We start from the raw sequence: 13,390 nt of genomic DNA on the forward strand, positions 1-13,390 counted from the left end.
CGCCCGGTGTTCTCCAGTGTAGCGTTCAGCCCCCATTCATTGCAACGAACAAGGTGAGTGCTGTTGCATTACCCTTGAGGCCATCGCAATGAATCTCAGGCATTTACAGTGTGCCGATGCCTCGCATCGCGCAACAAACCTGTGGCCATTTTAATGAATGCAACGTAGCGTTTCCATTATAAGAAATAACGAGTCGAAGGAGCGCACGATGCAGAAGTTCGACACCCCCACCCCGGTGACCGCCGTCCTCGACGGGCCGACACCGCGGTCGAAGTCCTGCCCGCGGACGCCTCCAAGAGCCGCGACGTGAAGGCGGCGGAGCAGACCAAGGTCGCATACGACGACGGCGTCCTGCGGATCGAGGCCCCGGCGGCGAGGAACCAGATCCTCGGCGCTTCCGGAGCCCTCGAGGTGACCATCCAGCTGCCCGCCCGGCTCCCGCGTCGAGGCGAAGTCGGCCGGCGCCGAATTCCGGAGCGTCGGACGGCTCGGCGACGTGGCCTTCGAGGGCCGGCAGGCCACGGTCGAGATCGACGAGGCCGCGGGCGCCCGGCTCACCGTCCTCGCCGGTGAGGTCTCCGTCGGCCGCCTGGGTGGCCCCGCGGAGATCAGCACTCAAAAGGGCGACATCCGGATCGCCGAGGCCGTGCGCGGCACGGTCACGCTGCGCACCGAGCACGGCGAGATCTCGGTCGGCGCCGCCCACGGAGTCTCCGCCTCCCTGGACGCCGGCACCGCCTACGGCCGGATCCGCAACACGCTCAAGAACACCGAGGGCGGCGCCGCCGGCCTGAACATCCACGCGACCACCGCCTACGGCGACATCGCCGCCCGCAGCCTCTGAGAAGCACCCTCATGACCTTCCGGAGGGCCCGGACGAGACCTGCTCAGCCCGGTCAGGTCGCCGTCAGTGCCCGCCCACAAGCTCCTTGAGCGCGATGTTGAGCTCGAGGACGTTCACGCGGGGCTCGCCCATGAAACCGAGGGTGCGCCCCTGCGTGTGGTCCTCGACCAGCTTCTCCACCTGGGCGACCGACAGGCCGTTCCTCTCGGCGACCCGGTGGACCTGGAGCTCGGCGTACTGCGGGGAGATGTCCGGGTCCAGGCCCGAGCCGGAGGAGGTCACCGCGTCGGCGGGGATGCCGGAAGGCTTGACCGTGTAGTCGGGCACCGAGTTGTCCCTGATGACCGCGGCCTGGGCCGCCTTCACCTGCTGGACGAGCACCTCGTTGTCGGCCGCGAGGTTGGTGGCGCCGGACAGGATCAGCTTGTACTGGGTGTTGACGCTGTTGGTGCCGAGCCCGTTCGCCGGGCGGCCCTGGAACCACTTCAGGTCGGGCTCGGGGGTCTGCTGTCCCTTCTGCAGCGGCAGGTCGTACGACTGCCCGATCAGGGAGGAGCCGACGACCCTGCCGTCCGCCTTGATCTCCGAGCCGTTCGCCTTGCCAGGGAACAGGCCTTGGGCGATCCCGGTGATCACCAGCGGGTAGATGACGCCCGTCACCAGGGTCAGCGCGAGAAGGGCGCGCAGGCCCGCCCCGAGCAACCGGGCGGTGTTCGTGACCGAGTTGTTCATGACGATCAGCACGCTTTCGGTTCAGTGCAGCCCGGGGATGAGGGAGATGAGCATGTCGATGATCTTGATGCCGATGAAGGGGGCGATCAGGCCGCCGATGCCGTAGATGCCGAGGTTGCGGCGCAGCATCCTGTCCGCGCTCATGGGCCGGTAGCGCACGCCCTTCAGGGCGAGCGGCACCAGGGCGATGATGATCAGCGCGTTGAAGATCACCGCGGACAGGATCGCGGAGTCCGGCGAGGCCAGGCGCATGATGTTCAGCTTGTCCAGGCCCGGGTAGACCGCCGCGAACAGCGCCGGGATGATCGCGAAGTACTTCGCGACGTCGTTGGCGATGGAGAACGTCGTCAACGCACCGCGAGTGATCAGGAGCTGTTTGCCGATCTCGACGATCTCGATGAGCTTGGTCGGGTTGGAGTCGAGGTCGACCATGTTGCCGGCCTCCTTGGCGGCCGACGTCCCGGTGTTCATGGCCACGCCGACATCCGCCTGCGCCAGGGCGGGCGCGTCGTTCGTGCCGTCGCCGGTCATCGCGACCAGCCTGCCGCCCGCCTGCTCCCGCTTGATGAGGGCCATCTTGTCCTCGGGGGTGGCCTCGGCGAGGAAGTCGTCGACACCCGCCTCCTCGGCGATGGCCTTGGCGGTCAGTGGGTTGTCGCCGGTGATCATGACGGTCCTGATGCCCATGCGGCGCAGTTCGTCGAACCGTTCCCGCATGCCCTCCTTGACGACGTCCTTGAGGTGGATGACCCCCAGCACGCGCGCGCCCCTGTCGTCGTGCACGGCGACGAGCAGCGGCGTGCCGCCCGCCTCGGAGATCCGGTTGGTGATCTCGCCCGCGTCACCGGCGACGGTGCCGCCCTGCTCCTCGACCCACGCGATGATCGAACCGGCCGCGCCCTTGCGGATCTTCCTGCCGTCGACGTCCACACCGGACATGCGGGTCTGGGCGGTGAAGGCGATCCACTCGGCACCGGCCGGTTGACCCAGGTGGCGTTCGCGCAGGCCGTACTTCTCCTTCGCCAGGACGACGATCGAGCGGCCCTCCGGCGTCTCGTCGGCCGACGAGGAGAGCTGGGCGGCATCGGCGACCTCGGCCTCGGCGGTGCCACGCACCGGTACGAACTCGGACGCCTGACGGTTGCCGAGGGTGATGGTGCCGGTCTTGTCGAGCAGCAGCGTGGAGACGTCGCCGGCGGCCTCAACCGCTCGTCCGGACATGGCGAGGACGTTGCGCTGGACCAGGCGATCCATGCCGGCGATGCCGATCGCGGAGAGCAGCGCGCCGATGGTGGTCGGGATGAGACAGACGAGGAGCGCCACCAGGACGACCAGCGTCAGGTGTGTGCCCGCGTAGTTCGCGAAGGGCGGCAGCGTGGCGCATGCGAGGAGGAAGACGATCGTCAGCGAGGCCAGCAGGATGTTCAGTGCGATCTCGTTGGGCGTCTTCTGGCGGGCCGCCCCCTCGACCAGGTTGATCATGCGATCGATGAAGGTCTCGCCCGGCTTCGTAGTGATCTTGATGACGATGCGGTCGGAGAGGACCTTCGTTCCGCCGGTGACCGCGGAGCGGTCGCCGCCGGACTCGCGGATGACCGGAGCGGACTCGCCGGTGATGGCCGACTCGTCGACGCTCGCAACGCCCTCGACGACGTCACCGTCGCCGGGGATGATGTCGCCCGCCTCGCACACCACCAGGTCACCGATCTTCAGGTCGATGCCGGGGACCCGCTCCTCCGTCGTGCCGTCGGCCTGCAGCCGGCGGGCGACCGTGTCGGTCTTGGCTTTGCGCAGCGTGTCCGCCTGGGCCTTGCCGCGGCCCTCGGCGACCGCCTCCGCGAGGTTGGCGAAGACGACGGTCAGCCACAGCCAGGCGCTGATCGCCCAGCCGAACCAGTCCCCCGGGTCCTTGAAGGAGAAGACGGTCGTCAGGACGGAGCCGATCCACACCACGAACATCACAGGAGACTTGACCATCACCCGCGGGTCGAGCTTGCGGAAGGCGTCCGGCAACGACTCGAGCAGCTGCTTGGGGTCGAACAGGCCCGCGCCGACACGGCCCTCGGCGGGCTTGTGCCCGGTGGTGACGTCGCTGTGCGGCGCCCTGGTGGGTGTCGCTGTGGACATGGAGCCCTCGTGCTTCTGGGTGTCGGTGGTCATGACGCCAGCCCTTCGGCGAGCGGGCCCAACGCGAGGGCCGGGAAGTAGGTCAGACCGGTGATGATCAGGATCGCGCCCACGAGCAGGCCGGTGAACAGCGGCTTTTCGGTGCTCAGGGTGCCCGCGGTGACCGGGACCGGCTTCTGCTCGCCGAGCGAGCCGGCCAGGGCGAGGACGAACACGATGGGCAGGAAGCGGCCGAGCAGCATCGCCAGCCCCGTCATGGTGTTGAACCAGTCCGTGTTCGCGTTCAGGCCGGCGAAGGCCGAGCCGTTGTTGTTCGACGCGGACGTGAAGGCGTACAGCACCTCGGAGAACCCGTGCGCGCCCGGGTTGACCATCGAGTGCGGCGGGGTCGGCAGCACCGTCGAGACGGCGGTGAAGACCAGCACCAGCGCCGGGGTGACCAGGATGTAGATCGCCGCCAGCTTGATCTCGCGGGAGCCGATCTTCTTGCCCAGGTACTCGGGCGTGCGGCCGACCATGAGCCCCGCGATGAACACCGCGATCACGGCCATGACCAGGATGCCGTAGAGGCCGGAGCCCGTACCGCCGGGCGCGATCTCGCCCAGCATCATGCCGAGCATGGCGATGCCGCCGCCGAGGCCGGTGAAGGAGGAGTGGAAGGAGTCCACCGCACCGGTCGAGGTGAGCGTGGTCGACACCGCGAAGATCGACGAGGAGCCCACCCCGAAGCGGACCTCCTTGCCCTCCATCGCACCGCCCGCGAGCTGCAGGGCCGGGCCGTGGTGGGCGAACTCCGTCCACATCATCAGGACGACGAAGCCGACCCAGATGGTGGCCATCGTCGCGAGGATCGCGTAGCCCTGCTTGACCGAGCCGACCATCACGCCGAACGTGCGCGTCAGCGAGAAGGGGATCACCAGCAGCAGGAAGATCTCGAACAGGTTGGTGAACGGGGTCGGGTTCTCGAAGGGGTGGGCGCTGTTGGCGTTGAAATAGCCGCCGCCGTTGGTGCCCAACTCCTTGATGGCCTCCTGCGAGGCGACCGCACCGCCGTTCCACTGCTGCGAGCCGCCCATGCCGTGCCCATTGAAAAATTGCCCGACCTCGTGGATGCCGGAGAAGTTCTGGATCGCACCGCACGCCACCAGCACGACGGCGGCGATCGCCGCGCCCGGCAGCAGGATGCGGATCGTGCCGCGCACCAGGTCGGCCCAGAAGTTGCCCAGCTCACCGGTACGGGACCGGGCGAAGCCGCGCACCAGCGCCACTGCCACCGCGATACCCACCGCGGCCGACACGAAGTTCTGCACGGCCAGCCCGGCGGTCTGCACGACGTGGCCCATGGCCTGCTCGCCGTAGTACGACTGCCAGTCGGTGTTGGTCACGAAGGACGCCGCCGTGTTGAACGCCTGCGCCGGGTCGATCGACTTGAAGCCCAGCGAGTGCGGCAGGACGCCCTGGATCCGCTGCAGCAGGTACAGGAAGAGGACACCGACCGCGGAGAAGGCGAGGACACCGCGCAGGTACGCGGGCCAGCGCATCTCCGCGTCGGGGTCGGCGCCGATGCCCTTGTAGATCCACCTCTCGACGCGCAGGTGCTTGTCGGAGGAGAAGACCCTCGCCATGTAGGTGCCAAGGGGAACGTAGGCGAGCGCCAGAGCGCCCATCAGAGCGAGCAGTTGGAGAAAGCCGGCAAGGACGGGGCCCATGTCGCCCGTTGCGGTGGCAGTCGATGTCACCGTCAGAACCTCTCCGGGAAGAGCAGGGCGAGGACGAGGTAGCCCAGCAGGGCGACGGCCACGACCAGGCCGACGCCCATCTCGAAATCGGATGCAGCCCCGGCGGTCACAGCTTCGTCACCCCCTTGGCGACGAGGGCCACCAGCGCGAAGACCGCGAGCGTGACGACGACGAAGGCCACATCGGCCATCGCGAACTCCTGGAATGAGGTGCGGCAGAAACGGACGTTTAGAGGAGAACTCCTCTCCGCCCGGATCCGGTCGTCCATTGACGGCCCTCATACGGCGGTCCCCGCGCCTTTGACGGGGCTCTTACGGCCCGTGCTGCCGCTGTCGGCTCCCAGGGCCTCGGCCCGGTCCCGAGGCCGCGCAGCGGCAGGCGCTGATCGACGCGCGGATCAGTCCGCGTCCTTCAGCCCGGCCGCCCGGCCCTCCTCGTCCCACTCGACCTCCAGGATCCGCGTGACGGCGTCGCGGTCGACCGGGCCGAACACATGGGGGAACAGGGTGCCTTCGGCCACGCCCGGCGGCGGCGCGGGGACCGCCCGCTCCCACTCGCACCGTGCGGTGAGCCGGCTCTCGTCGAGGAGCAGCGCCAGCAACGGCCTCGGCGCGCCGCGGTAGAACGCGTTCACGACGGCCAGCGTCGTCTCCTCGTCGGGAGAGCAGTGGACGAAGCCGTCCTCCGCGAGGGAGGCGGGGGCGTACGGGCGGTCGGGAGCCGCGTTCCAGTCGGCGAGCGGTACGACGTGATAGATCATGGCCCGATTCAACTACGGGCGCGCCCGTCCTCCCCGCGCCCAAGGGGACGGACGCGGTCCCGTGCCGAGGGGCAGGCATGTGAAAGCGGGGGCGCCCCGGTCCGGGACGCCCCCGCTCTCACGGCGTCACTTCACGGTGATGGTCACCGTCGGCGACATCGTCTTCGCGTGGACCACGCGAAGCTTCTCCTTGCCCATCCCGGTCAGCTTGGTGGCCACGGCATAGGTGTAGCTGCTGCCCCGCTTGACCGTGACGGTCTTCACGGTGGTCCACTTCCTGCCGTCGTAGCGCTGGAGGTCGAGCCTGTCGCCCGCCTTCAGGCCCTTGGTCTGACCCGTGAGCGTCACCGACTGGCCGGACTTCACCTCGGTCCTGTCGGCGCGGATGGTGATCGAGGCCGCGGGCACGGCCGGCTTGAGGTTGGGCTGGTCCGGCTTTGTCGCCAGGGGGTCCGGCGACTTCGCCGACGTGCTGTTCGCCGGGTCGGGCGCGACCGGGTTGGGTGCGACCGGGCCGGCGGCGAACGCGGCGGCCGCCGCGGACGTCAGCAGCGCAACAGAGAGGGCACCGGCGGCAAGCGCACGGGTGGAGCGGGTGCGAAGTGAGGATTTCACGTTTGTCTCCTGTGCTTCGACAGATCCCCCACGGACGGACTCCCCCCAGCGCGCGCACTCTTGAGGCTTCCATGTAACCGATCCGGCGGCGACCCGGATGTCACCGCATTGCAGTAACGCCTACGCCCCCAAACCGGTTACCTCTTGTAATCAGAGCAGGTGGATCGGGTCACCTCGGCGAGCTATTTCTTACCTTGTTCCGCTTCGCGTCCCCGCCGCCGATCCGCGCCGCCCGTCCCCGCCGCCGATCCGCGCCGCCCGTCTCCCGCCGATCCGCGCCGCCCGTCTCCCGCCGCCGTACGCAGGCCCCCGCCCGCCACCGTGCGCAGGCCCCCGCCCGCCACCGTGCGCAGGCCCCCGCCCCTCCCTCTGCCTACGCTGGTAGCGCGGCATCCTCTATGGCCACGTACGGGATGGATGTGCCGTAGGTGGCCGGGACCGTTCGTAGAGCCGTATGGCAGGAGCACGCCGATGGCCGCCACGGAGCACGCTCGTCCGAGCCGGTTGCGGGCGTGGATGCTGCAGGGCCTGTCCGACATGGGCAAGGGCACCCTGCAGGGCCCGCACGCCCCGCCCGAGCCCCCGCACAAGGGCCAGCGCTGGTGGCGGGTGATGTGCCTGACCGGCGTCGACTACTTCTCCACCCTCGGCTACCAGCCCGGCATCGCCGCCCTCGCCGCCGGCCTGCTCTCCCCCGTCGCCACCGTCGTCCTCGTCGCCATCACCCTGGCCGGCGCCCTGCCCGTCTACCGCCGCGTCGCCGAGGAGAGCCCGCACGGCGAAGGCTCCATCGCCATGCTGGAGCGCCTGCTCTCCTTCTGGCAGGGCAAGCTGTTCGTCCTCACCCTGCTCGGCTTCGCCGCCACCGACTTCCTGATCACCATCACCCTCTCCGCCGCCGACGCCTCCACCCACCTGGTCCAGAACCCCCACCTCACCAACGCCCTGCAGGGCCACCAGATACTGATCACCCTGCTTCTGATCGCCCTCCTCGGTGCCGTCTTCCTCAAGGGCTTCCTGGAGGCCATCGGCGTCGCGGTCGCCCTGGTCGGCGTGTACCTGGCGCTGAACGCCGTCGTCGTGGTGGTGGGCCTGTGGCACGTCCTGACCGCCGAGCACGTGGTGACCGACTGGACCGGCGCCCTGACCGCCCAGCACGGCAACGTGTTCGTCATGGTCGGGCTGGCCCTGATCGTCTTCCCGAAACTGGCGCTCGGCCTGTCCGGCTTCGAGACCGGTGTCGCCGTCATGCCCCACGTCCAGGGCGACCCCGGCGACAGCGAGGACAGGCCCACCGGCCGGATCCGGGACACCAAGAAACTGCTGACCACGGCCGCGGTCATCATGAGCGTCTTCCTGATCACGACCAGCTTCATCACGACGCTGCTGATCCCGGCACCCGCGTTCAAGCTGGGCGGCCCCGCCAACGGGCGCGCGCTGGCCTACCTCGCGCACGAGCACCTGGGGGGCGCCTTCGGCTCGGTCTACGACATCTCGACGATCGCGATCCTGTGGTTCGCGGGCGCGTCCGCCATGGCCGGGCTGCTCAACCTGATGCCCCGCTACCTGCCCCGCTACGGCATGGCCCCGCAGTGGGCCCGTGCGGTGCGCCCCATGGTCATCGTCTTCATCCTGATCGCCTTCCTGGTCACCTGGATCTTCGACGCCAACGTCGACGCCCAGGGCGGCGCCTACGCCACCGGCGTCCTGGTGCTGATCAGCTCCGCCGCGATCGCGGTGACCATCGCCACCCACAAGGCCCGCCAGCGCCGCCTGGTGGTCGTCTTCGCGGCGATCTCCGCGGTGTTCCTGTACACGACGGTCGTGAACGTCATCGAGCGGCCGGACGGTGTGAAGATCGGCGCCTGCTTCATCGCCGGGATCATCCTGGTCTCGCTGCTGTCGCGGCTCGCCCGTGCCTTCGAGCTGCGTGTGACCAGCGTGACGCTCGACGCCATGGCGGAACGTTTCGTTAGAGACATCGCCAGCCGCCGTATCCGCTTCATCGCCAACGAGCCCGACAACCGGGACCTCGTCGAGTACCGGGACAAGATCGAGCAGATCCGCAACGACAACGACCTCCCGCCGCAGGAGGACTTCGTCTTCGTGGAGGTGACCGTCCGCGACCCCTCGGAGTTCGAGTCGAGCATGACGGTCCGCGGAGAGGTCATGCACGGCCGCTACCGGGTGCTCACCCTGGAGTCGTCCTCGATCCCCAACGCCCTCGCGGCCCTGATGCTGCACGTCCGGGAGAGCACCGGCTGCATCCCGCACATCTACTTCGAGTGGACCGAGGGCAACCCGTTCGCCAACTTCCTGCGCTTCTTCCTCTTCGGCCAGGGCGAGGTGGCCCCGGTCACCCGGGAGGTCCTGCGCGAAGCGGAACCGAACCGCGCGCGCCGGCCACGCGTGCACGTCGGGTGACCCCGTCAGTCGCCCCCGGCCCTGGCTCCCCCGCCCACCGTGAACCCGATGACCGCCCCGCCCCCCTCACGCGGGTACGCGAACGACGCGCCCCCGTGCGAGGTGGCCACCTCCCGCACGATCGACAACCCCAGTCCCGACCCCGGCAGACTCCGCGCGTCCGCGGCCCGGTAGAACCGGTCGAAGATCCGCATGAGATCCGCCTCCTCGATCCCGGGCCCCCGGTCCAGCACCTCCACCCGTACGATCCCCAGCGGAGTCCCGCTCTCCGGCTCGTCCGTGTCCTCCAGCCGGAACGGATGCTCGGGACCGGTCACGACGATCTCGATCGGCGCCTCGGCGTCCCGGTCGAACTTCGCCGCGTTCTCCAGCAGGTTCGACACCGCCCGCTGCAAAGCCGTGGTACGGCCGTCGACCGTCGTGTCCCCACCGGCCCGGACGACGATCTCACGCCCCGTACGCCGCCGGGCGATCGTCGCCGCGTCCTCCGCGACGTCGGCCAGCGTCAGCCGTTGCACCGGCTCGGTGTCCGACTGCCCGGCCGCCAGCGCGACCAGTTCGTTCACCAGGTCGGTCAGCTCGCGGGACTCCTCCGCGAGGTCGGCGACCAGCTCCTCGCGGGCGGCGGGCGGCAGCTCGTCTATCCGGCGCAGCAGGGAGATGTTCGTCCGCAGCGAGGTGAGCGGCGTGCGCAGCTCATGACCCGCGTCCTGCACCAGGCGTCGCTGGTCGTCCTCCGACTGGGCGAGACGCCCGAGCATGCGGTCGAAGGAGCGGCCGAGACGGCCCACCTCGTCGTTCCCGGTGACCGGCACCTGGATGCCGAGCCGCCGGGTGCGCGCCACGTCCTCGGCGGCCCCGGCCAGGACGACCAGTCGCCGGGTGATCCGCCGGGCCAGCCACCAGCCGAACAGGCCGGCCGCGATCACGACCGCTCCCATCAGCAGGGCCGTGCGCTGCTGGAGGCTGCGCAGCAGGTCTTCGGTGGAGCTGAGCTCCTGGGCGACCTGCACTCCGCCCTGGCCGTGGCCGAGCGCCACGGTCGCGACCCGGTAGACGTCGCCGCCGACGTCGACGTTCTTGTGCTCCAGCAGCTTGGCGGCCTTGGCACTGGCGGCGATCTTGCGGTCGTCGGCGCCCACGGGCAGCGGCGGGTTGGAGTGGTCGACGACCGCGCCGCCGGGGCCGAGCACCTGCACGACCGTGCGGGCGGGCCGGATGATGTCGTCGCGCGGGGTCTCGTGGTCCTTGTCGGAGATGGCGAAGTCGTCCGGCATCAGCTGCTTCTGGCCGACCTGGTCCCGCAGGTCGGCGACGACCTGGGTGAACACGGTCTGCTGGTCCACGCGCACCAGGCGGGCGGCGGCGTCGTAGCTCAGGAAGCCGACGAGGACGGTGACGCCGGCGGCGACGGCCGCGAACGACACCGTGAAGGTCGTCCGCAGCGAGGACACCTTGCGCAGCCGGGCCCGCAGCCGCAGCCGGCCGCGCAGTCCGGGCGGCAGCCGATGCCACAGGCGCATCCAGAACCCGACGCCCACGTCGGCGCCGGAACGGCGTGGTGGAGGCACCTAATCCTCCCTCAGTACGTACCCCACGCCGCGAACCGTGTGGATGAGCGCCGGTGCGCCCGGCTCGTCGAGCTTGCGCCGCAGATAGCCCACGTAGACGGCGAGGTTCTTGGATCCGGGGCCGAAGTCGTAACCCCAGATGCGGTCGTAGATCGTGGCGTGGTCCAGCACGATGCCCGCGTTGCGGGCGAGCAGTTCCAGCAGGTCGAACTCGGTGCGGGTCAGTTCCAGCTCGCGCTCGCCGCGCCACGCCCGGCGCGCCTGCACGTCCATGCGCAGCCCGGCGACGGACACCTGGCCGGTGGGGGTCTTGTCCTCTTCCTTGAGTGCCTCGAAGGAGCCTCCATTGCTGCGGCGCAGCAGCGCCCGGAGCCGGGCGAAGACCTCCTCGACGTCGAACGGCTTGACGACGTAGTCGTCGGCGCCCGCGTCCAGGCCGGCGATGCGGTCGGCCGTCTCGACCAGTGCGGTGAGCATCAGGATGGGCGTGCGGTCGCCCTCGGCGCGCAGCACGCGGCACACCTGGAGGCCGTCGATGCCGGGCATCATCACATCGAGGACGAGCACGTCGGGGCGGCAGCGGTGGGCCTGCGCGAGGGCCTCCACGCCGTCAGCCACGGCGGTCACCTGGTACCCCTCCAGTGTCAGCGCGCGTTCCAGGGCATGACGGATGGCGCGGTCGTCCTCGGCGAGCAGCACTGTCTGGGTCACGCCCCCAGTCTGCCAAGGTCACGGCGGTGCACCAGCGGGTGGTGGAGCGAGGAAGGGGCTTCTTACCCGCCTCTCACCGCCTCGGCTGCGGTGACTTACCTGGTCGGGCCACTGTGTCGGCTGAGTCACTTCACCGCGTGACCCTCCGGAGAGGGGACGCGGAGAGCCATCGAGGCGGGCCGCGACGCAGCGGCAGCGGGTGCCTGTCGACGGGTCCCGCCGCCGGACACCCCGTGCCGAGCCACCGGCCCCGCCGAACCCCCGAGCCCGCCCGGCCCGCCGGTCCGGGGCGAGGCCGAGTGGGGGTCCGCCCGGCCGGTCCCGGATCCTCCCCCCGGTCCGGAGACCGGCCGACGCGGAAGGGTGGGCCGGCACGGCACGACGGCGGCGGCCCACACCGACACCCACATCCACACCCACGGCATGATCCGGACGAGAGGCCCCAGGTGTATGGACCCGCGGGGTTGTTCACGCGGGTCACTACACCTAGCCGCGCAGGGCGGCCAGCTGCTCCTCGAACGGGACCACCCGGAAGCCGTGCGAGACGGTCGCGCCACGGCCGTCCCCGGGGGACGTACCGTCGCCGTCCGCCGCCCCGGCCGCGCTCCCCGCTCCCGCGGGCTCCCGCAGGGCACCGGCGGGCTCCGTCAGGGACCCGGCGGGCTCGGAAAGGGACCCGCGCGGCTCGGGTGCGGAAGGGGCAGGGACCGTCACCGCCCGATCCGGCTCCTCCCGGAGGGACCCCGCTCGCATCAGCCCGGCCAGCTCCCCCGCCGCCCGTTCGATCCGTTCCGGCAGGCCCTCCGCGCCCCAGTCCTCCGACGCGGCGTAGACGCCCGTCGGGGCGACCACCGCGCGCAGGTGGGAGAAGAGCGGACGCAGCGCGTGGTCCAGGACCAGGGAGTGACGGGCCGAGCCGCCGGTGGCGGCGATCAGGACCGGCTTGCCCACCAGCGCGTCCTTGTCCACCACGTCGAAGAACGACTTGAACAGCCCGCTGTACGACGCCGAGAACACCGGCGTGACGACGATCAGCCCGTCCGCCTCCGTCACGGCCTCGAGCGCGGCGGCCAGCGCCCGGCCCGGAAAGCCGTTCGTGAAGTTGTGCGCGATCTCCACGGCGAGGTCCCGCAGCTCCACGACCCGCACCGACACCGGTGCCCTGCGCTCCACCGCGGCGGCCAGCCGGTCCGCGAGCAGCCGCGTCGACGACGGCACGCTCAGCCCGGCCGAGACGACGACCAGCTTTTTCATACGGCGCTCACCCCTTCCGCGGTGGTCTCCTGCGCGCTCTCCCCGGCCTCCTTGGCGGCCAGCAGCGACGCGTGCGTCGGCGCGTCCGGCACCCCGGCCGGCCGGTCTTCAGCGAGCTCCTTCCGCAGGACCGGCACGACCTCCTCGCCGAGCATGTCGAGCTGCTCCAGCACGGTCTTCAGGGGCAGTCCCGCGTGGTCCATCAGGAACAGCTGCCGCTGGTAGTCCCCGGCGTACTCGCGGAAGCCCAGCGTCTTCTCGATCACCTGCTGCGGCGACCCGACGGTCAGCGGGGTCTGCTCGGTGAAGTCCTCGAGGGACGGCCCGTGCCCGTACACCGGCGCGTTGTCGAAGTACGGCCGGAACTCGCGCACCGCGTCCTGGGAGTTCTTCCGCATGAACACCTGCCCGCCCAGGCCGACGATCGCCTGCTCGGGGGTGCCGTGCCCGTAGTGGGCGAAGCGCTCCCGATAGAACTCGACCATGCGCTTGGTGTGGTCGGCGGGCCAGAAGATGTTGTTGTGGAAGAAGCCGTCGCCGTAGAAGGCGGCCTGCTCGGCGATCTCCGGGGAGCGGATGGAGCCGTGCCAGACGAACGGCGGTACGCCGTCCA

At 70.1% G+C, this 13,390-nt stretch carries 12 protein-coding genes and 1 pseudogene; 2 read left to right on the plus strand and 11 right to left on the minus strand.

Annotated elements, in window-relative coordinates; translation table 11 throughout:
• Positions 1–208 precede the first annotated feature (208 nt).
• Positions 209–844, plus strand: a pseudogene (locus AB0N14_RS04620) (DUF4097 family beta strand repeat-containing protein).
• 63 nt (positions 845–907) lie between these two features.
• Here the strand turns inward: AB0N14_RS04620 and AB0N14_RS04625 are convergent.
• The 7 genes from AB0N14_RS04625 to AB0N14_RS04655 form a co-directional block, all read right to left on the minus strand.
• Positions 908–1,576, minus strand: coding sequence for a potassium-transporting ATPase subunit C (locus tag AB0N14_RS04625; RefSeq protein WP_366024208.1), 669 nt, complete (start codon positions 1,574–1,576; stop codon positions 908–910).
• A gap of 21 nt (positions 1,577–1,597) precedes the next feature.
• Positions 1,598–3,736: a potassium-transporting ATPase subunit KdpB gene (gene kdpB / locus AB0N14_RS04630; RefSeq protein WP_366024209.1), complete on the minus strand. Its 2,139-nt coding sequence runs from the start codon at positions 3,734–3,736 to the stop codon at positions 1,598–1,600.
• Positions 3,733–5,412, minus strand: coding sequence for a potassium-transporting ATPase subunit KdpA (gene kdpA, locus AB0N14_RS04635; RefSeq protein WP_366024260.1), 1,680 nt, complete (start codon positions 5,410–5,412; stop codon positions 3,733–3,735). The genes kdpB and kdpA overlap by 4 nt, the downstream gene beginning before the upstream one ends.
• A 32-nt stretch (positions 5,413–5,444) precedes the next feature.
• Positions 5,445–5,552, minus strand: a complete 108-nt coding sequence (gene kdpF, locus AB0N14_RS04640; protein ID WP_366024210.1) for a K(+)-transporting ATPase subunit F — start codon at positions 5,550–5,552, stop codon at positions 5,445–5,447.
• Positions 5,549–5,710, minus strand: a complete 162-nt coding sequence (locus AB0N14_RS04645) for a hypothetical protein (protein ID WP_366024211.1) — start codon at positions 5,708–5,710, stop codon at positions 5,549–5,551. The genes kdpF and AB0N14_RS04645 overlap by 4 nt, the downstream gene beginning before the upstream one ends.
• Before the next feature lie 129 nt (positions 5,711–5,839).
• Positions 5,840–6,202: a DUF952 domain-containing protein gene (locus AB0N14_RS04650; protein ID WP_366024212.1), complete on the minus strand. Its 363-nt coding sequence runs from the start codon at positions 6,200–6,202 to the stop codon at positions 5,840–5,842.
• A gap of 126 nt (positions 6,203–6,328) precedes the next feature.
• A complete protein-coding gene (locus AB0N14_RS04655) occupies positions 6,329–6,817 on the minus strand; it encodes a hypothetical protein (protein ID WP_366024213.1) in 489 nt (162 codons plus the stop codon).
• 471 nt (positions 6,818–7,288) lie between these two features.
• Between AB0N14_RS04655 and AB0N14_RS04660 the strand changes: the two genes are divergently transcribed.
• Positions 7,289–9,241, plus strand: coding sequence for an amino acid transporter (locus AB0N14_RS04660; protein ID WP_366024214.1), 1,953 nt, complete (start codon positions 7,289–7,291; stop codon positions 9,239–9,241).
• A 5-nt stretch (positions 9,242–9,246) separates the two neighbouring features.
• Here the strand turns inward: AB0N14_RS04660 and AB0N14_RS04665 are convergent, their stop codons facing one another.
• The 4 genes from AB0N14_RS04665 to AB0N14_RS04680 all read right to left on the minus strand — a co-directional run.
• A complete protein-coding gene (locus AB0N14_RS04665; protein ID WP_366024261.1) occupies positions 9,247–10,764 on the minus strand; it encodes a HAMP domain-containing sensor histidine kinase in 1,518 nt (505 codons plus the stop codon).
• A gap of 48 nt (positions 10,765–10,812) precedes the next feature.
• Positions 10,813–11,511, minus strand: a complete 699-nt coding sequence (locus AB0N14_RS04670) for a response regulator transcription factor (protein WP_366024262.1) — start codon at positions 11,509–11,511, stop codon at positions 10,813–10,815.
• A gap of 498 nt (positions 11,512–12,009) precedes the next feature.
• Positions 12,010–12,777 (minus strand): FMN reductase, encoded by a 768-nt coding sequence (locus AB0N14_RS04675; RefSeq protein ID WP_366024215.1) that lies wholly within the window; start codon positions 12,775–12,777, stop codon positions 12,010–12,012.
• The coding region (locus tag AB0N14_RS04680) for an LLM class flavin-dependent oxidoreductase (RefSeq protein WP_366024216.1) at positions 12,774–13,390 on the minus strand (617 nt) is incomplete at its 5' end. The genes AB0N14_RS04680 and AB0N14_RS04675, both read right to left, overlap by 4 nt.

It is taken from the genome of Streptomyces sp. NPDC051104, from assembly GCF_040682835.1.
Classification (GTDB): domain Bacteria; phylum Actinomycetota; class Actinomycetes; order Streptomycetales; family Streptomycetaceae; genus Streptomyces; species Streptomyces cynarae.